Below are 19,163 nucleotides of genomic sequence, written 5' to 3' on the forward strand. Positions count from 1 at the left end.
GCTATCCTTTAGTTAACTACCAATAGCTTATAACAACATAAAAAGCCGAGGCTGTCTTACGCGCATAAAAAAACCGCCCGGAGGCGGTTAGTCATCAGGCGTACAAACTCAGCAATAGCCGTAGTTCATCAGCCGTTGATAGCGACGATTGAGCAACTCTTCGTTGTTCAGGCCATCCAGATCCGCCAGGTCCGCCAACAGTTGGGCTTTCAACGAAGCCGCCATTGCCGGTACGTCGCGGTGAGCAGAGCCCAAAGGCTCTGGGATCACAGAATCGATCAGCTTCAGCTCTTTCAAGCGCGGTGCAGTGATGCCCATTGCTTCTGCGGCAATCGGTGCCTTATCGGCACTTTTCCACAGGATCGAGGCGCAGCCTTCCGGCGAGATCACCGAATAGGTGCTGTACTGCAGCATATTCACTTTATCGCCAACGCCGATCGCCAATGCCCCGCCGGAGCCACCTTCGCCGATCACGGTGCAGATCACCGGGATATTCAGGCGAGACATTTCACGCAGGTTGCGGGCGATCGCCTCAGATTGACCACGCTCTTCCGCACCCACGCCAGGATAAGCACCTGGGGTGTCGATGAAGGTGATCAGCGGCATCTTGAAGCGGGAGGCCATTTCCATCAGGCGCAGCGCTTTGCGATAGCCTTCCGGTGCCGGCATACCGAAGTTGCGGCGGATTTTCTCTTTGGTTTCACGCCCTTTCTGATGACCAATGATCATCACCGGGCGGCCATCGAGGCGCGCAATACCACCGACAATGGCTTTGTCATCGGCATAGGCGCGATCGCCTGCCAGCTCTTCAAAGTCGGTAAAGATGTGTTTGATATAATCCAGGGTATAAGGACGGCGCGGGTGGCGTGCCAATTGGGCAATCTGCCAGGCCCCAAGATCGGAAAAAATCTTGCGCGTCAGCTCAACGCTCTTCTCACGCAGGCGCTGAACCTCTTCGTCCAGATTAATATCTAATTTTTCGTCTTGACGGCTGACTGCGGTCAGCGAGTCAATTTTCGCTTCCAGCTCTGCAATCGGCTGTTCAAAATCAAGAAAATTCAGACTCATAGCATTCCTATTTTAGTCAAATTCCAGTTCCACCTGCTCATTACCTACCAAGGTCCGCAAATCTATCAACAAGCGGTCGGTCGGCGTCACGCGCCAAGTTGCACCAAAGCGCAATCTTGCCCGTGCATCTTCCCGTTGATAGTAGAGATGCACTGGAATCGTCCCCGAGCGATGGGGTTCCAAAGACTGACGGAGACGGTTCAAAAGCTGGTCATCAATTTGCCTGTCCGTCAGCGAGATAGCAAGCCCGCGAGCGTATTTTTCACGTGCTTCACTGATGTCCATTAATTCACGAGCGGTCATTTTAAGCCCGCCGTTAAAGTCATCAAAGCTGACCTGTCCAGTCGCGATCAGGATACGGTCTTTTTCCAACAAATGCTGGTATTTTTCCAAGGCATCGGTGAATAACATGATGTCCAGACGGCCAGAGCGGTCATCCAGCGTACAAATGCCGATGCGGTTGCCGCGTTTGGTCATCATGATCTTGGAGGCAATCACCAACCCGACGGCGGTAGTCATCTTGCCGCGATCCGTCGGGTGCATATCTTTCAGACGCTGGCCACCGGCATAGCGTTCAATTTCTTTGAGGTACTGGGTGATGGGGTGGCCGGTAAGATACAGCCCCAGCGTTTCCCGTTCACCATCCAGCACTACCTGTTCCTGCCAAGGGGGAACGTTAGCGTAGGATTGTTCCACCTGCTCCGGCGCTTCCGCCAACACGCCAAACATATCTGCCTGGCCGATGGCTTCGGCTTTGGCGTGCTGATCGGCCGCTTTAAGCGCATCCCCCAGGGAGTTCATCAACGCGGCACGGTGTGGCCCCAGGCGATCGAACGCCCCGGACATGATCAGCTTTTCCAGAATACGTCGGTTGAGCTTTTTAATATCGGAGCGGGCGCACAGGTCGAACAGATCTTTGAAATACCCCTGCTCGCCGGAATTACGCGCTTCGATAATCGCTTCGATCGGCCCTTCCCCTACGCCTTTAATGGCGCCGATGCCATAGACGATCTCGCCCTCGTCATTAACGTGGAAGTGATACTGCCCGCTGTTGATGTCCGGCGGCAGAATTTTCAGGCCCATGCGCCAGCACTCATCCACCAGCCCCACCACCTTATCGGTGTTATCCATATCGGCGGTCATGACCGCAGCCATAAACTCGGCCGGATAGTGGGCCTTCAGCCACAGCGTCTGGTAAGACACCAACGCATAGGCAGCGGAGTGCGATTTGTTAAAGCCGTAACCCGCGAACTTCTCTACCAGATCGAAGATTTTTACCGACAGTTCGCCGTCAATGCCGCGCGATTTCGCACCATCTTCAAAACCGCCACGCTGCTTGGCCATCTCGACCGGGTTCTTTTTACCCATGGCGCGACGCAGCATGTCCGCGCCGCCCAGCGTATAGCCAGCCAACACCTGAGCGATCTGCATCACCTGTTCCTGGTACAGGATGATGCCATAGGTCGGCTCCAGCACTGGCTTCAGCGATTCATGCTGCCACTGGATATCAGGGTAGGAGATCTCTTCGCGCCCGTGCTTGCGGTCGATAAAGTTATCTACCATGCCGGACTGTAACGGGCCGGGACGGAACAGCGCCACCAGTGCGATCATGTCTTCGAAGCAGTCTGGCTTCAAACGTTTGATCAAATCCTTCATGCCGCGCGATTCAAGCTGGAACACCGCTGTGGTTTCCGAGCGTTGCAGCATGTCGAAGCTTTTCTTGTCCTCGAGCGGAATGGCCGCGATATCTATCGGCTCCAGCCCGGTTTTGGCTCGCCGGGCATTGATCATCCCCAACGCCCAGTCGATGATGGTCAGGGTACGCAGACCGAGGAAGTCGAACTTGACCAGCCCGGCGTATTCCACGTCGTTCTTATCGAACTGGGTGACCGGGTGGTTACCTTCGGCATCGCAATAAAGCGGGGCAAAGTCGGTGATCTTGGTTGGCGCAATCACCACGCCCCCGGCGTGCTTACCGGCGTTACGCGTCACACCTTCCAGCTTGCGCGCCATGTCGATCAGCGCTTTGACCTCTTCGTCTGCCTCATAGATTTCCGGCAGCTGCGGCTCTGCAGCAAAGGCTTTTTCCAGCGTCATACCCGGATCGGGCGGCACCAGCTTGGAGATACGGTCGACAAAGCCATAAGGATGGCCCAGCACGCGCCCCACGTCGCGGATCACCGCTTTCGCCGCCATGGTACCGAAGGTGATGATCTGCGATACCGCCTCACGGCCATACATGTCCGCCACATGCTCAATGACCAGATCGCGTTTTTCCATGCAGAAGTCGACGTCGAAGTCGGGCATCGAAACACGTTCCGGGTTCAGGAAGCGTTCGAACAGCAGGTCAAATTCCAGCGGGTCGAGATCGGTGATTTTCAGCGCATAAGCCACCAGCGAACCCGCACCGGAACCACGCCCCGGGCCTACCGGCACGTCGTTATCTTTCGACCACTGGATGAACTCCATTACGATCAGGAAGTAACCCGGGAATCCCATCTGGTTGATCACTTTCAGTTCCAGATCCAGACGCTCATCGTATTCAGGACGGCGCTCGGCACGGACTTCCGGATCCGGGAACAGGAACTCCAGGCGTTCTTCCAACCCCTCTTTGGACTTGAGCACCAGAAAATCTTCGGTGGTCATATCGCCGGTGGGGAACTGTGGCAGGAAATATTCGCCCAGACGGATGGTGACATTACAGCGCTTGGCAATTTCCACGCTGTTTAGCAACGCTTCCGGGATGTCGGCAAACAGCTCGCACATCTCCTCTTCGCTGCGCATGTACTGTTGCGGGCTGTAGTTTTTCGGGCGTTTGGGATCGTCAAGCGTGAAGCCATCATGGATCGCTACGCGGATCTCATGGGCGTCAAAGTCATCTTCCACCAGGAAACGGACATCGTTGGTGGCGACTACCGGCAACCCACGTTCGGTCGCCAGGGCTACGGCGGCGTGCAGATAGTTTTCTTCATCCCCACGGCCGGTGCGGATCAGTTCGAGATAATAGCTGTCCGGGAAATGCTGCTGGTAAAACTCCAGGCATTGATCGACCAGGGCCTGGTTGCCACGCAGCAGAAACTTGCCGACGTCGCCCATGCGTGCACCGGAAAGCAGGATCAACCCGCTGCGGTGTTCTATCAGCCAGTCGCGATCGATCACCGGGCCTGCCGGGCCATAACCGCGCTGATACGCCCTGGAGATTAATAGTGTGAGGTTTTGATAGCCAACGTTATCGGCTGCCAGCACGGTAAGCTGTGCCAGCTCATCGCCCAGCTCTTCGCTTTGCACATGGAAATCCGCACCGATGATCGGTTTGATCCCGGCACCGTGCGCACTGCCATAAAACTTCACCAGACCACACATATTGGTGAAGTCGGTGACGGCCAAGGCTGGCATGGCTAACGCGGCAGCTCTTTTCACCAACGGGCCAATCTTGGCTAATCCATCAATCATGGAGTAGTCACTGTGCACGCGCAGATGAATAAAACGAGGTTCGGCCATATCCAGATACCAACGTGTTGGGGTTCAGCTTACTGAACCGGGGTTACATTAGGGTGTAGGGAAGATCACCGTAGCCATTTCCCCTCACCCCGACCCTCTCCCAAAAGGAGAGGGGGCGTAATTTTAAGCATCGTGTGAACTATGCGGCTTGGTTACTTAGCTGACGAACCAGACTCCAGCGCCCGTCTTACCGGGGCAAAACTGCGGCGATGATGCTCGGTAGCCCCCAACACGGCCAGCTTTTCCAGATGGAACGCAGTGGGATAGCCCTTGTGTTGGGCAAAGCCGTAATCCGGGAAAATCGCATCCAGTTCGGTCATTTCGCGATCGCGGGTCACCTTCGCCAGAATCGATGCGGCACTGATTTCCGCCACCCGGCTATCCCCTTTCACTACCGCTAACGAGCGCATCGGCAATTTGGGGCAACGGTTGCCGTCAATCAACACCATGTCCGGTGCGATATGCAAACCCGCTACCGCGCGCTGCATCGCCAACATCGTGGCATGCAGGATATTCAGTTGGTCGATTTCGATCGGCTCAGCTCGCCCCAGGCTCCAGGACAGCGCCTTTTCCACGATCTCGTCGTATAACGCCAGGCGACGCTTCTCACTGAGCTTTTTGGAATCCGCCAGGCCAACAATCGGCCGTGCCGGATCGAGGATCACCGCAGCGGTCACAACGGCACCCACCAAAGGCCCGCGCCCCACTTCGTCCACACCGGCAAACAGCCGGGCGGCAGGGTAAACAAAGGGTTCCATCATGCTTTTGCCAGCTCCAACACAGCCTGAGCGGCCTGTTCATCGGCACCACAGCGAATGCTCTGATGCAATTCAAGGAAGGTCTGTTTCAACAGCTCCGCCTGCGGGCTGTCTTCCAGCAGCGGCAATAACGCCGCGGCCAGCTTATCCGGTACACAATCGTGTTGCAGCAGTTCGGTGACGATTTCACGCCCCGCCAGCAGGTTAGGCAATGAGACATACGGGGTTTTCACCAACCGCTCCGCCAGCCAGAAGGTAAATGGCTTCATGCGGTAGCCCACCACCATCGGGCATTTTGCCAACATGCATTCCAGCGCTGCGGTGCCGGAAGCCAGCAGTGCCGCATCGCTAGCCACCATCGCCTCACGCCCTTTGCCATCCAGCAGGTGAACCTTAAGCTCCGGTGCGACCTCTGCCTTGATGCGCTCAAACTGCTCACGGCGCTTGGCGTTGACCAAAGGCACCACCACTTCCAGATCGGGATAATGCTCGCGTAGCAGTTGGGCGGTGCGCAGGAAGTCACCACTGAGCATTTCCACTTCGGCATTACGGCTGCCGGGTAGCAATGCCAAACAGCGAGCGGCCGGGTCAATGCCCAGCGTAGCGCGTGCGGCCAGCTTATCCGCCTGCAATGGCATCGCATCGGCCATGGTATGACCGATAAAGCGGCAAGGAACGTTGAAACGATCGTAAAACGCTTTTTCGAAAGGGAGGAACGCCAACACCAGGTCGGTCGCTTTACCAATTTTGAAAACACGTTTCTGACGCCAGGCCCACACGGACGGGCTGACATAGTGAATAGTGCGGATACCGCGCTGTTTCAGGCGGCCTTCCAGCGTGAGGTTGAAGTCTGGCGCATCGATACCGACAAACACGTCAGGCTTCAGCTCACTGAACCGGCGGGTCAGATCCTTGCGGATCTTCAACAGGCGTGGCAGACGCTCAAGCACCTCTACCACGCCCATCACCGCCAGCTCTTCCATTTCGTACCAGGTTTCACACCCTTCGGCCTGCATCAGCGGGCCAGCAACACCGACAAAGCGGGCGCTTGGGTAGTGCGTCTTAAGCGCACGAATTAATCCGGCACCCAGAATATCACCGGAGGTTTCCCCGGCGACCAATCCGATAGTCAATGGACGATTTGGCATAACTCAGCGAATAATCCCACGGGTAGAACGCGCAAAGAAATCGAGGAACTGCTGCACCACGGGCTGCTGTTGCGCCAGGGTTTCGATCTCTGCTTTAGCCTCGTCGAAGGTCTTCTCGCTGCGATAGAGGATTTTGTAGGCATTACGGATCGCCTGCATTTCATCCTTATCAAAACCACGACGTTTCAGGCCTACGGCGTTGATACCAAATGGCGTCGCGTGGTTACCCTGCGCGATGACAAAAGGCGGTACGTCCTGAGCGACACCGGAGCAACCACCGACCATCACATGGGCACCAATCACACAGAATTGGTGGATCGCGGTCATGCCGCCAATGATGGCGAAATCGTCGATCTCCACGTGACCAGCCAGCGTGGCGTTGTTGGCCAACACGCAGGAATTGCCCACCACGCAGTCATGAGCAACGTGCACGTTGACCATCAGCAGGTTGTCATTACCGACTTTGGTCAGGCCCGTTCCCTGCGCGGTACCGCGATGAATGGTGACGCTCTCACGAATGCGGTTACGATCGCCGACTTCAACCCGAGTCGGTTCGCCAGCGTATTTCAGATCCTGATTCACTTCACCGATAGAGGCAAACTGATAGATCTCGTTATCGCGGCCAATCTTGGTGATACCGTTCACCACCACATGCGATTTGAGGACCGTACCCGCGCCGATTTCCACCTGGGAGCCGACGTAACAGAAGGGACCGATATGCGCACCAGCGCCGATGACGGCGCCTTCTTCAACGATCGCACTTGGATGGATAAAGGCGGTTTTATCAATCACGGATTATGCCTCCCGGCTGCGGGCACACATCATGGTTGCTTCGCAGACAATTTTTCCATCGACGGTCGCCACGCCTTTAAAGCGGGTCAAACCACGACGGGTTTTTTCGAAAGTGACTTCCATAATCATCTGGTCGCCAGGCACCACAGGGCGCTTGAAGCGAGCTTCGTCAATACCGGCGAAATAGTACAGCTCGCCCGGTTCCAGTTTACCCACGCTCTTAAATGCCAGGATACCCGTGGCCTGAGCCATAGCTTCCAAAATCAGCACGCCTGGAAAAATCGGTTTACCAGGGAAATGCCCCTGGAAAAACGGCTCATTAACGGATACGTTCTTCACTGCACGCAGATATTTATGCTCTTCGAAATCCAATACACGGTCAACCAGCAAGAATGGATAACGGTGAGGAAGCAGTTCCAGAATTTCTGCAATATCTAGAGTATGAGTGTCAGTAGTCAAAATACTCTTCCTGTCTCTAAAAACTGATGGCATCAACAACACGGCCTGCGTTGACCCCAAAAAGGAGATCATCAGGCAGGCCGCAAATTAACAACTCTTTGCGCTTTTGGCATCATTGCCAACGCGTTTCGTTTTATACCCAGCATCCCGGGCCGTGGTGATTAGTCTTTTCCGACTTTTCGTTCGACAGCTTTCAAGCGCTTGCTAATCTCATCGATATTCATCACCAACGCCGCGGTTTTACGCCAAACTTTGTTGGGTTGTAACGGAATGCCAGAGGAGTATACCCCAGGTTCGGTGATTGGTCGCATAACCATTCCCATCCCGGTGACAACTACCTGGTCAGCAATCTCCATGTGACCGTTGATCACACTGGCGCCGCCAATTTGGCAATAGCGCCCGATTTTCAGGCTACCTGCCATGATCACACCGCCCGCGACGGCGGTATTCTCGCCAATCACCACGTTGTGTGCAATCTGACACTGGTTATCTATGATAACACCATTCCCAATCTGGGTGTTATCCAACGCGCCGCGATCGATGGTGGTACAGGCACCAATCTCAACGCGATCGCCAATAATCACCGTGCCAAGCTGCGGGATCTTGATCCAGTTGCCACGCTCGTTGGCGTAGCCGAAACCGTCCGCACCAATCACCGTTCCCGATTGGATCAGGCAGTGCTGGCCGATTTCCACTTCATGATAAATCGTCACGTTGGCCCACAGACGCGTACCTGCGCCGATGCGTGCCTGCTTGCCGATAAAGCAACCCGGGCCGATGACCACGTTATCGCCCAGTTCAACACCGGATTCGATAACCGCGTTCGCCCCAATAGCAACGTTCTGCCCCAGCTTGGCCTGCGGAGAAATCACCGCGCTTGGCGCGATATCTGCTGCGGGTGCTGGCGTGGTGTCCATCAACTGCGCCATACGCGCATAGGTCAGGTAAGGGTTTTTAACCACCAGCGCTGCGCTACGGCAGTGTGGTAGGTCTGCTTCAGTAAGTACCACGGCACTCGCCTGGCAGGAAGCCAGCTGCTCTTGGTAGCGGCTGTTTGACAAAAACGTGATTTGGCCAGGCTGTGCGGAATGCATAGAAGCAATGCCGGTGATGGCGAGATCGCCATCACCGTGCAATTGTGCATCCAACTGCTGCGCTAAATCAGCCAGTCGAATTGAAGGCATGGCGTTATTTAACCTGTTTCAGCACGTCTGCAGTAATATCTTTGCCTGCCGCGAAGTAAGCAGTAGCGTTAACATCGACGACGACGTCATAGCCTTCTTTGCTAGCAATGACTTTCACTGCATCCTGAATACGGCTCAGGATCTTGTTACGCTCTTCCATCTGGCGACGACGATTGTCCTGCTCGAAAGCCTGCGCTTTCTGAGAGAACTGCTCACGCTGAGCCATCACGTCTTTTTCCATCTTGGTGCGATCGCTGGCTTTCATGGTAGAACCATCACGCTGCAGTTTCTGCATTTTGGTTTGCAGATCGCGTTCCATGTTCTGGAGTTCGCTTGCACGGCCTTTGAATTCGCTTTCCAATTGCTTGGCTACGGTTTCACGAGCTGGCAGCTGTTGGAAAATGCTAGAAACGTTAACAACAGCAATCTTGTCAGCTGCCTGAACGCCTGCAGAAGCAGCCATTGCTAAACCGAGGCCTGCGGCACATAACCACTTTTTCACTATAAACTCCTTACCATCACCCATTTGTGTCACATGACACTTTTGAAAGTACACAATCTGCCAGACTTATCACAGTACACAATGAGATTTCTCTCGCTATGAGCTGGTTTAAGCCTGGCATTTGCGATTCTTGTACCGCTATGCCCACAGGTGAAACCGGTTATTACCAGGTTTTACCGATGTTAAACTGGAACTGCTCCGACCTGTCGCCGTCGTATTTCTTGATCGGATCCGCATAGGAGAAGACCAACGGCCCCAGTGGAGACATCCACTGCAGCGCAAGACCGGCAGACACGCGAATGTTGCTCGCCTTGCTGTAGTCTGGTACCCCGTACATCAGCGTCTGATCGGTGTTTTCCCAGTGGGTATCCCACACGGTACCGGCATCGACAAACAGTGAAGTACGCACCGAGTTGGCGTATTTCTCGCTGAGGAACGGCGTAGGCGTGATCAACTCCATGCTTGCCACGGCCATGGCGTTACCGCCCACCGCATCGTTCGAGCTACAAATCGGCTGAGCGGTGCTGGTGCCTGGCGCGTACTGGCACGAATACGAGTTGGAGTTGTAGTACACGGCTTTTGGACCAATGGTGTTGGACTGGAAGCCACGTACGGTACTTGAACCACCCGCATAGAAGTTTTCATAGAACGGCATTTCTTTACCGCCCAACCCATCGGCATAGCCCAGACGGCCACGACCCAGCAACACCCAGGTCTTGTCATCGTTAAGCGGCATATACTGCGCGGTGTCCAACGTCATCTTGTAGTATGAGTTGTCGGAGCCCGGCACGGTCACCTTGGTGTTGAACGTAGTGCGGTTACCCTGGGTAGGGAAGTAGCCACGGTCCAGATTATTATAGGTCCAGCCCAGGTTCAGCGTGAAGTCGTCGGCTGTAAAGCTGGCGCGATCCTTAAAGTCAGGATAATCACCCATCGAGTTCAGATAGCGCCACATGGCGATCTGCGGCTGCATTTCTGACAAGGAGTTATGGACGTAACCCAGGCCAGCACGCAGCGAGTTGTTCTCGTTGATTGGGAAGCCCAGCGTGCCGTCAATACCATAACTGCTGTTGGTATAGTCGGACAGATCGGCATTATTCGCTTTAAAGTCGTTATAGAAGATACGGCCGCCCAGACTCACACCGTCAACGGTGAAGTACGGGTTGGTCACCGACAGCTCGGTATAGGTCTGGTAGTCGTTCTTGGTGCCGCTGATGCCAACAGAGTAGCCCGTACCCAGCCAGTTATCCTGCTGGACACCCGCCTGGAAGCTGACGCCACTTTCGGTACCGTAACCTACGCCAAAGTTCAGCGTCCCGGTGTTACGTTCTTTCACCTTATAGGTGATATCAACCTGATCGGGGGAACCCGGTACACGCTGGGTTTCAACATCGACCGTCTCGAAATAACCCAGACGATTCAGACGCTCTTTACCCTGCTCGACCTGATCGTTACCCAGCCACGCCCCTTCCATCTGGCGCATTTCGCGGCGCAGAACGGAATCTTTACTGGTGTCGTTGCCTTCGAACTTGATGCGGCGCACATAGAAACGGTTACCCGCGTCAATGTTGATGTTCAGCTTCACGGTTTTATCCGCGTCGTTGATTTCAGGTTGAGTCTGTACGCGAGGATAGGCGTAACCATAACGGCCAAACATCTTCTTGATGTTATCTTCCATTTTGGTCACTTTGGTGCCGTTAAACAGCTCACCCGGCTCAATCTTGGTCAACTGAGCCACTTCTGCCGAATGACCGGCAAGGTTGCCATTTACCACCACGCCAGAAAGCTTGTACTGATCGCCCTCGGTGATGTTAACGGTGATATAGATGCCTTTTTTATCTGGCGTCAGGCTGACCTGCGTCGAATCAATATTGAAACGGGCATAGCCGCGATCCAGATAGAAGCTGCGCAGGCTCTCAAGGTCCCCCGCCAACTTTTGTTTCTGGTATTTGCGATCGGCCACTACGTTCCACCACGGAACATCATCACGCAACTGGAAGTGTGCGATCAGCTCATCGTTGGTGAAGGCATGGTTGCCGACAATGTTGATTTGTTGAATCTTGGCGGAAACCCCTTCCGTGAACACCAGTTTCAGGTCAACACGGTTACGCGGCAACGGCGTGACAACGGCTTTCACCGAGGCACTGTATTTACCGACGCTGTAGTAGAAGTCTTCCAACCCTTTTTCAATGCTGGATAAGGTGGTGCGGTCGAGTGCTTCACCAACCCGGACGCCAGAGGCTTCCAGGTTTTGCTTGAGCATGTCATCTTTCACCGATTTGTTACCGGAGAAAGTGATGCTGGCAATGGTAGGGCGTTCCTTAACCTGAACAATCAGCGTATCACCATCGCGCAGTACGCGAACGTCCTCGAAGTTGCCAGTGGCAAACAAGGCACGGATGGTATTACCGATATCATCATCAGAGACGGTATCGCCTACGCGAACCGGCATGTTGAGTAACGCCGCACCGACGGCGACTCGTTGCAGGCCTTCGAAATGAATATCCTTCACTACGAACCCGTCTGCACCGTATACGGTGGCGCTGCCAAACAGCAGCGACGCTATGAGCAACTTTTTCATCGCCATCGTTGTTATGCGTTCTTCCTAACCTGTCCCCGCCCCTAAAGACGAGAAAAATCATTGAAAAGTGCAAGACCCATCAGCAGTACCAACAAGATCGAACCAATGCGGTAGCTGTAGTCCTGTACTCGCTCAGAAACTGGCCCCCCCTTCAGCTTTTCTATCGCCAGGAAGAGGAGATGCCCACCATCTAATACCGGTAATGGGAAGAGGTTGATGATCCCTAAGTTGACGCTAATCAACGCTAGAAACATCATATAATACACAAAACCCACCTCTGCTGATGCCCCTGCTCCCTGTGCAATGGAAATCGGGCCACTCAGGTTGTTCAGCTTCACATCACCGGTAATTAATTTACCTATCATGCTGACCGTAAGATGCATCAGCTGCCAGGTTTTGTCCCCCGCCTGATACAGCGCAGAGAACGGCCCATATTGACGGATGGTCTTGTACTCATCCGGCAGAGGGATAACTTTAGGTATAATCCCGGCAAACCCCACCGCTTTGTCTTTTCCCACCGGCTTTGTATCTGGTATCAGCGTTAAAGACAAGGGGGCGCCGTTTCTTTCTATCTCTAAAACCAGCGGAAGCCCTGGAGCATTGTGGATACGTTTAACCAACGTAACCCAACGGCCAAGTGGCTGACCATCGACTTTAACGATCCTGTCCCCCGCTTGTAAACCTGCCTTTTGCGCAGCCGACCCGGCCTGCACTTCTGCCAGCACGGATTCAATCTGCGGGCCACGCGGGATCATGCCTAGAGAACGCACGGGATCTTCTTTGTCCGGCTCAAAGCTCCAGTGGCGCAAATCCAGGGTCTTGCTCAGCTTTTGTGAAGAACCAAACGGAGCAATTTCTACCTCGGTTTGCGCATCACCGATTTTGGTCACCAACGCCAGACGAACAGATTCCCAATCAGGCGTTTCGATACCGTCAACGGACTTAAGTTCCATTCCCGGAGAAATTTCAGCATGAGCGGCAATGGATTGCGGAGTAATTTCACCGATGACCGGGCGGTAACTCGGCACGCCGATGATAAAGACGATCCAATAGGCAAGAATGGCAAACAGGAAATTGGCAATGGGGCCCGCGCTGACAATCGCCGCGCGCTGCCAGACGGTTTTATTGTTGAACGCCTCATGACGCAGCTCGGGAGCTACCGTTTCGACGCGCTCATCGAGCATTTTGACGTAGCCGCCAAGGGGGATCATGGCGACGACAAATTCGGTGCCCTGGCGATCGGTGCGGCGCCATAGCGCACGGCCAAAGCCGATAGAGAAACGCTCGACACGGACGCCACAGCGGCGGGCCACCCAAAAGTGCCCGAACTCATGCACGGTGATCAATATACCCAGAGCGATAATAAACGCGACCAAGTTCCAGAGTACGCTGACCATAGAATCCCTTTACTCCCCCCGCCGATGACGGATTAAAACACTAACAGCATCAAGCAGGCAAATACCGGTACCGCTGCGGTCAGGCTATCGATACGATCCAGAATGCCACCGTGCCCCGGGATCAGATGACCACTGTCCTTGATACCGGCTTCACGCTTGAACATGCTTTCCGTCAGATCGCCCAACACCGAAGCCAGGGCAGCAATCACCGAACAGACCAATAGGGTCATAGGCACCACGTTCAGCGGCGCATAGCGGCCAAACAGCCACGAAATCACGGCAGACGTCACCAGCCCGCCGACCAGCCCTTCCCAGGTTTTGCCCGGGGAGACCTTCGGTGCCAGCTTGTGTTTGCCAAACAGCTTGCCGAACATGTAGGCGCCGGAATCTGCGCCCCAGACCAACAGCATAACGTACAGCAACCACCAAGCACCGGTAAAATGATTCTCTTCATAGCCGAATTGACGCAGTGCCAGCATGCCCCAGAAAAACGGCACGATGGTCAACAGGCCAAAGACCAGCCGTAAGGTGCGCGAATTACGCCACAGCGCAGCCGAGCCTGGATAGAACAGCACCAGCAGCAGGGCCGCCAGCCACCATCCCAGCGACAACCACAGCGGGCCAGCGATCTGCAATTGGTGAACAGACTGATGGTAGGCAGGCACGCTGAGCATCATCAGCGCCAATAGGAAACCGCATAATATCGCCAGCCAGATACGTTGTGGGCGGGCAGCAAAGCCAGCCAGCTGCCCCCATTCCCAAGCGGCTAACATGCACACAGCGAGTGTTACCAGGGCAAAACCCATCGGCGGCAGCAAGAACAACGCTGCGATAACAATCGGAATTAAAATCAGAGCCGTTATGATGCGAGACTTCAGCAAAAGTTCCCCCTAGGACGCATTGGCGTCGATAGGTGTTGTTCCTCCGAAGCGACGCTCGCGTTGTGCAAATGCATTCAGCGCACCTTCAAAGACAAGTTCATCAAAATCTGGCCAGAGTACATCAGTAAAGTAAAGCTCGGCGTAAGCAATTTGCCACAACAAAAAGTTACTGATGCGATGTTCGCCGCCCGTACGGATCACCAGATCCACCGGAGACAAATCGCTCATGCAGACGCGCTCGCCCAGTAACTCCTCGCTGATCTGGTCCACGCACAGCGTACCCTGCTGCACTTGCTCAGCCAGATCCTTCACTCCCTGAATAATATCCCAACGGCCACCGTAATTGGCGGCTACGTTAAGCGTCAGGCCATCGTTATTTTCTGTCAGCTGCTCCGAGCGGCGGATACGCTCTTGCAAACGTGCGCTGAACCGGCTGACATCGCCGATCACACGCAACCTGACATTATGTTTATGCAGGCTTTTTACTTCGCTGTCCAGTGCGCGGACAAAAAGCTCCATCAACGCGGAGACTTCCTGCGCCGGGCGGTTCCAGTTTTCGCTGCTGAAGGCATAAAGCGTGAGTGCATCTAAATGGTGACTGGCGGCAAAACTGACCGCACGGCGTACCGATTTCACCCCTGCTTTATGACCGAAGACACGTAACTTGCCCTGGCGTTTAGCCCAACGCCCATTGCCGTCCATAATGATCGCGACATGACGTGGCCCATGAGCAGAAAGATTAGCTTCTTGTTGGTTTGCGGACGACATAACTCGTACTTATTTCCTCGGTAGAAACGCCTTGCCATGCCGGAATATCGGACCTTACGCGCAAAAAAAGCCGTGTGCCTGACACAGCTTTTCAGCCTGCCTGCCTGGTGCCCACAAGGAGCGCCCGGCAAAGATTGGCGTAAGTTTCCCCCGTTTTCTGGCTTGGCACTGCCCTATTGGCCGCGCTTGTCAGGTAAAAAGGGCTGCCAATCCGGCCATTATTCAACGGTATAACCGGTGATTATGGCGCAGACTATAACACCTCCGTGAAGCCTGAACAAACGGCCACACCGCGGCCTGGCGAGTTTACCAGCAAATTCAGACAATGTAGCAGAGCCGAATTTGCCCGCGGTATAACCCGCTCAAGTGATTAACCCCGCAGGTTACGAACCAAACCGCCAGCCACCTCACGCGCCTGGCGATCGATCTCCAGCACCATCTCAATGCTGGTGGGCTCAGGCAGCGCCATACATTCAACAACCTTTTGGTTCACGGCTGAAATATCAGTGAAACGAATTTGTTGCTGCAAAAATGCCGCTACGGCAATCTCATTGGCCGCGTTGAGTGCGGTGGTCGCCGCCTGGCCTGCATCGAAGGCTTCGATTGCCAAATACAGGCAAGGATAGCGCTCAGGTTCCGGCTCAGAGAAGGTCAGCGCCCCGATACGGCAGAAATCGAGCGCTGCCACCCCGGAGTGGACCCTCTGCGGATAAGCCATGGCATGAGCGATAGGCGTGCGCATATCCGGCGTGCCCAGTTGGGCCAGCACGCTACCATCGGCATAGCGCACCATGGAGTGGATCACCGACTGCGGGTGGAGGATCACTTCCATCTGCTCTGCCGAGGCGTTGAACAGCCAGCGAGCTTCGATATACTCCAGCCCCTTGTTCATCATGGTGGCGGAATCTACCGAGATTTTGCGCCCCATCGACCAGTTGGGATGCGCACAGGCCTGATCCGGCGTCATGGTGGCGAACTGTTCCATCGGCGTAGTACGGAACGGGCCACCGGAACCGGTCAGCACGATGCGCGAAACGCCGTGGGCTTCCAGCGAGCTATAACCCAGTTGGCGTTGAATGCTTTCTGGCAGGCTCTGGAAGATAGCGTTGTGCTCGCTGTCCAGCGGCAGCAGCTGGGCCTGGCTCTTTTGCACCGCGTCCATAAACAGGCGGCCACAGGTGACCAGCGACTCTTTGTTCGCCAGCAGCACCTGCTTACCGGCACGGATCGCGGCCAGGGTAGGCAACAGCCCAGCGGCCCCGACAATGGCTGCCGTCACCTGGTCTACGTCGTCTAATGCGGCTAGCTCGCAGGCTGCCTTTTCACCTGCCAGCACTTCGGTTTTCACACCGTTTTCTGCCAGCACGGCGCGTAACTCATTGGCGGACTGCTCATCGGCCATTGCCGCATAGCTCGGGCGGAACTCTATGCACTGCTGCGCCATGACCGCCACATTACGGCCAGCTACCAGTGCCTTGATCGCGAAAAGGTCGGGATTTTCCCTGACCACGGCCAGGGTGCTGGTGCCCACGGAACCGGTGGAACCCAGAATTGTCAGTTGCTTCATGAGATCGCTCTGAATCTACTGCGTGATGAGATCGGAGGTACACCACAGTGTAACTTGCATCACGGCTGGTTTACGCTCTGTGCGTACGATAAAACGAGATCTACACCACAAAAAATAAAGCGCCGCCAAGGCGACGCTCTATTTCAAGGCGATGGAGATTAGAAATCCATCAGTTCTTTTTCTTTATCGGCCAATGCCGCATCAAGCAGTTTGATGTAGGCATCGGTCATTTTCTGGATGTCGTCTTGTGAACGGCGATCTTCATCTTCGCTGATTTCTTTGTCTTTCAGCAGTGCCTTCACTTTATCGTTGGCATCGCGGCGCACGTTACGCACGGCCACACGGCCCTGCTCGGCTTCGCCACGTACGACCTTGATCAGATCCTTACGGCGCTCTTCCGTCAGCGGAGGAAGCGGAACGCGGATCACGGTGCCAGCCGAGCTTGGGTTCAGGCCCAGATCGGAAGACATAATGGCTTTTTCTACCGCCGACCCCAGAGAACGGTCAAACAGGTTGATCGCCAGCGTACGGGAATCTTCTACCGTGACGTTGGCCAGTTGGCGCAGCGGCGTTGCTGCACCGTAGTATTCCACCATGATGCCGTCCAGGATGCTTGGAGAAGCACGGCCAGTACGGATCTTGCTGATTTGGTTTTTGAATGCTTCGACGCTTTTTTCCATGCGTGAATCAGCATCTTTTCTGATTTCATTAATCACGTTGCGAACCCTTGGAAGCTGGTTACTTGGCAGGCTGTACTGAAAAGTATAGCCCGTGAATTTTACTTATCAGAAGCACACAACGCCTGGCGTTACCCGCTCCTGGGAAATTTGGCCAAACAGCCGTTATTTGGTGATCAGAGTACCTTCGTTCTCACCCATCACCACGCGACGCAGTGCGCCCGGCTTGTTCATGTTGAATACGCGGATCGGCAAGCCATGGTCGCGAGCCAGCGTAAACGCCGCCAGATCCATCACTTTTAACTCACGCTCCAACACGTCCTGGTAGGTGATCTGTTCGTACAGCGTTGCGTCCGGGTTTTTCACCGGGTCAGCGGAGTATACACCATCCACTTTAGTCGCTTTCAATACCACATCGGCTTCAATTTCGATGCCGCGCAGGCAGGCCGCAGAATCCGTGGTAAAGAACGGGTTACCCGTACCGGCGGAGAAAATCACCACGCGGTTGTTACGCAGCAGGCTGATCGCCTCTGCCCAGCTGTAGTTGTCACACACGCCATTCAACGGAATGGCAGACATCAGGCGGGCGTTCACATAGGCACGGTGCAGTGCATCACGCATAGCCAGGCCGTTCATCACGGTAGCCAGCATTCCCATGTGGTCGCCCACTACGCGGTTCATGCCGGCTTGTGCCAGACCTGCACCACGGAAAAGATTGCCACCGCCAATAACTACACCGACCTGGATGCCCAGCTCGACCAGCTCTTTTACTTCCTGAGCCATGCGATCCAAAACGCTAGCGTCGATCCCAAAGCCTTCTGCACCTTGCAGGGCTTCACCACTCAGTTTGAGCAGGATACGCTGATAAACGGGTTTTGCATTGGTTGCCATGGTGTTCTGTCCTAAGAAGCAGTAGTTATAGTATTGGGGTTTTCAACCGATTAGCCTGGGCACGCGGGGCCCACCATCGGCATTTCTCTGGCTGGATAAAATGGAGCCGCCTCGCGGCGGCTCCATTAACAGCATTAAGACTGTTTGCTCATTGCTGCAACTTCAGCAGCAAAGTCAGCTTCAACTTTCTCAATGCCTTCACCCACTTCAAAGCGGATGAAATTGGTCACGTCAGTGTTGTGCTCTTTCAGCACCTGAGCAACGCTCTTGCTTGGTTCGATCACGAAAGGCTGACCGGTCAGAGAGACTTCGCCGGTGAATTTCTTCATGCGGCCTTCAACCATCTTCTCTGCGATTTCTTTCGGCTTGCCAGACTGCATGGCGATGTCCAACTGAACTTGGTACTCTTTCTCTACCACTTCAGCAGACACATCTTCAGGCTTGACGAATTCAGGCTTGCTAGCGGCAACGTGCATTGCCAGCTGCTTAACCAGCTCTTCATCCGCGCCTTTGGTAGCGGCAACCAGAACACCGATGCGAGCACCGTGCAGGTAGCTACCCAACACGTCGCCTTCCAGGGCAGCAATGCGGCGAATGTTGATGTTCTCACCGATTTTTGCCACCAGCGCAACGCGCTCTTCTTCGAACTGCGCTTTCAGCACGTCAACGTCAGTGATTTTGCCAGCAAAAGCCGCATCCAACACTTTGTCAGCGAAAGCCTGGAAACCGCCGTCTTTAGCAACGAAGTCGGTCTGGCAGTTAACTTCCACGATCATGCCGAAGTTGCCTTCGATCTTGGTTTTGATCACGCCGTCAGCAGCTACGTTGCCTGCTTTTTTCGCCGCTTTGATCGCGCCAGATTTACGCATGTTTTCGATTGCCAGCTCGATGTCGCCGTTAGATTCGATCAGCGCTTTTTTGCAATCCATCATACCTGCGCTGGTACGCTCACGCAGTTCTTTTACCAGGGCAGCGGTAATATCAGCCAT

The 19,163-nt window shown here is 54.7% G+C and carries 16 protein-coding genes; all 16 read right to left on the reverse strand.

Annotation, left to right across the window (positions count from 1 at the left end; translation table 11 throughout):
- Positions 1 to 108: 108 nt before the first annotated feature.
- On the reverse strand, positions 109 to 1,068 hold the full coding sequence (gene accA, locus IMQ33_RS23985; RefSeq protein ID WP_021806103.1) for an acetyl-CoA carboxylase carboxyl transferase subunit alpha: 960 nt from the start codon (positions 1,066 to 1,068) through the stop codon (positions 109 to 111).
- A 12-nt stretch (positions 1,069 to 1,080) separates the two neighbouring features.
- The gene (gene dnaE, locus IMQ33_RS23990; protein WP_065684172.1) at positions 1,081 to 4,569 is read right to left on the reverse strand and encodes a DNA polymerase III subunit alpha; all 3,489 of its coding nucleotides are present in this window, start codon (positions 4,567 to 4,569) and stop codon (positions 1,081 to 1,083) included.
- Positions 4,570 to 4,721: 152 nt separating this feature from the next.
- Positions 4,722 to 5,330 carry a ribonuclease HII gene (gene rnhB, locus IMQ33_RS23995; RefSeq protein ID WP_161712819.1) on the reverse strand — a complete coding sequence of 203 codons (609 nt, stop codon included), beginning with the start codon at positions 5,328 to 5,330 and terminating at the stop codon, positions 4,722 to 4,724.
- Positions 5,327 to 6,475 carry a lipid-A-disaccharide synthase gene (lpxB, locus tag IMQ33_RS24000; RefSeq protein WP_024529512.1) on the reverse strand — a complete coding sequence of 383 codons (1,149 nt, stop codon included), beginning with the start codon at positions 6,473 to 6,475 and terminating at the stop codon, positions 5,327 to 5,329. Before lpxB ends, rnhB begins: the two co-directional genes overlap by 4 nt.
- Positions 6,476 to 6,478: 3 nt before the next feature.
- Entirely contained in the window at positions 6,479 to 7,267 is a 789-nt protein-coding gene (lpxA, locus tag IMQ33_RS24005; protein WP_021179920.1) for an acyl-ACP--UDP-N-acetylglucosamine O-acyltransferase, read from the reverse strand.
- A 3-nt stretch (positions 7,268 to 7,270) separates the two neighbouring features.
- Positions 7,271 to 7,726 carry a 3-hydroxyacyl-ACP dehydratase FabZ gene (fabZ, locus tag IMQ33_RS24010; RefSeq protein WP_021179919.1) on the reverse strand — a complete coding sequence of 152 codons (456 nt, stop codon included), beginning with the start codon at positions 7,724 to 7,726 and terminating at the stop codon, positions 7,271 to 7,273.
- A gap of 161 nt (positions 7,727 to 7,887) precedes the next feature.
- Positions 7,888 to 8,910 carry a UDP-3-O-(3-hydroxymyristoyl)glucosamine N-acyltransferase gene (gene lpxD, locus IMQ33_RS24015; protein WP_065684171.1) on the reverse strand — a complete coding sequence of 341 codons (1,023 nt, stop codon included), beginning with the start codon at positions 8,908 to 8,910 and terminating at the stop codon, positions 7,888 to 7,890.
- Between the two features lie 4 nt (positions 8,911 to 8,914).
- A complete protein-coding gene (skp, locus tag IMQ33_RS24020) occupies positions 8,915 to 9,412 on the reverse strand; it encodes a molecular chaperone Skp (protein WP_098929925.1) in 498 nt (165 codons plus the stop codon).
- A 163-nt stretch (positions 9,413 to 9,575) separates the two neighbouring features.
- Positions 9,576 to 11,999 carry an outer membrane protein assembly factor BamA gene (gene bamA, locus IMQ33_RS24025; protein ID WP_065684169.1) on the reverse strand — a complete coding sequence of 808 codons (2,424 nt, stop codon included), beginning with the start codon at positions 11,997 to 11,999 and terminating at the stop codon, positions 9,576 to 9,578.
- A 35-nt stretch (positions 12,000 to 12,034) separates the two neighbouring features.
- The gene (rseP, locus tag IMQ33_RS24030; RefSeq protein WP_065684168.1) at positions 12,035 to 13,390 is read right to left on the reverse strand and encodes a sigma E protease regulator RseP; all 1,356 of its coding nucleotides are present in this window, start codon (positions 13,388 to 13,390) and stop codon (positions 12,035 to 12,037) included.
- Positions 13,391 to 13,422: 32 nt separating this feature from the next.
- Positions 13,423 to 14,271 (reverse strand): phosphatidate cytidylyltransferase, encoded by an 849-nt coding sequence (gene cdsA / locus IMQ33_RS24035; RefSeq protein ID WP_065684167.1) that lies wholly within the window; start codon positions 14,269 to 14,271, stop codon positions 13,423 to 13,425.
- Between the two features lie 9 nt (positions 14,272 to 14,280).
- Positions 14,281 to 15,039, reverse strand: a complete 759-nt coding sequence (ispU, locus tag IMQ33_RS24040; RefSeq protein ID WP_021179913.1) for a (2E,6E)-farnesyl-diphosphate-specific ditrans,polycis-undecaprenyl-diphosphate synthase — start codon at positions 15,037 to 15,039, stop codon at positions 14,281 to 14,283.
- A gap of 370 nt (positions 15,040 to 15,409) precedes the next feature.
- Positions 15,410 to 16,606, reverse strand: a complete 1,197-nt coding sequence (gene ispC / locus IMQ33_RS24045) for a 1-deoxy-D-xylulose-5-phosphate reductoisomerase (protein ID WP_065684165.1) — start codon at positions 16,604 to 16,606, stop codon at positions 15,410 to 15,412.
- 158 nt (positions 16,607 to 16,764) lie between these two features.
- Positions 16,765 to 17,322: a ribosome recycling factor gene (frr, locus tag IMQ33_RS24050; RefSeq protein WP_024484316.1), complete on the reverse strand. Its 558-nt coding sequence runs from the start codon at positions 17,320 to 17,322 to the stop codon at positions 16,765 to 16,767.
- 126 nt (positions 17,323 to 17,448) lie between these two features.
- A complete protein-coding gene (pyrH, locus tag IMQ33_RS24055; protein ID WP_021179910.1) occupies positions 17,449 to 18,174 on the reverse strand; it encodes a UMP kinase in 726 nt (241 codons plus the stop codon).
- A gap of 134 nt (positions 18,175 to 18,308) precedes the next feature.
- Positions 18,309 to 19,163 (reverse strand): translation elongation factor Ts, encoded by an 855-nt coding sequence (gene tsf / locus IMQ33_RS24060; protein WP_021179909.1) that lies wholly within the window; start codon positions 19,161 to 19,163, stop codon positions 18,309 to 18,311.

This window comes from Serratia sp. Res13-Sevr-LER1-36-b, from assembly GCF_015673035.1.
GTDB lineage: Bacteria > Pseudomonadota > Gammaproteobacteria > Enterobacterales > Enterobacteriaceae > Chania > Chania fonticola_C.

What these genes read in the sequence shown, in the direction of transcription:
- lpxD (WP_065684171.1), bottom strand. Translation starts at nt 8,910, where the DNA reads ATGCCTTCAATTCGACTGGCTGATTTAGCGCAGCAGTTGGATGCACAA.
- rseP (WP_065684168.1), bottom strand. Translation starts at nt 13,390, where the DNA reads ATGGTCAGCGTACTCTGGAACTTGGTCGCGTTTATTATCGCTCTGGGT.
- ispC (WP_065684165.1), bottom strand. Translation starts at nt 16,606, where the DNA reads ATGAAGCAACTGACAATTCTGGGTTCCACCGGTTCCGTGGGCACCAGC.
- rnhB (WP_161712819.1), bottom strand. Translation starts at nt 5,330, where the DNA reads ATGATGGAACCCTTTGTTTACCCTGCCGCCCGGCTGTTTGCCGGTGTG.
- dnaE (WP_065684172.1), bottom strand. Translation starts at nt 4,569, where the DNA reads ATGGCCGAACCTCGTTTTATTCATCTGCGCGTGCACAGTGACTACTCC.
- ispU (WP_021179913.1), bottom strand. Translation starts at nt 15,039, where the DNA reads ATGTCGTCCGCAAACCAACAAGAAGCTAATCTTTCTGCTCATGGGCCA.
- pyrH (WP_021179910.1), bottom strand. Translation starts at nt 18,174, where the DNA reads ATGGCAACCAATGCAAAACCCGTTTATCAGCGTATCCTGCTCAAACTG.
- tsf (WP_021179909.1), bottom strand. Translation starts at nt 19,163, where the DNA reads ATGGCTGATATTACCGCTGCCCTGGTAAAAGAACTGCGTGAGCGTACC.
- accA (WP_021806103.1), bottom strand. Translation starts at nt 1,068, where the DNA reads ATGAGTCTGAATTTTCTTGATTTTGAACAGCCGATTGCAGAGCTGGAA.
- lpxB (WP_024529512.1), bottom strand. Translation starts at nt 6,475, where the DNA reads ATGCCAAATCGTCCATTGACTATCGGATTGGTCGCCGGGGAAACCTCC.
- bamA (WP_065684169.1), bottom strand. Translation starts at nt 11,999, where the DNA reads ATGGCGATGAAAAAGTTGCTCATAGCGTCGCTGCTGTTTGGCAGCGCC.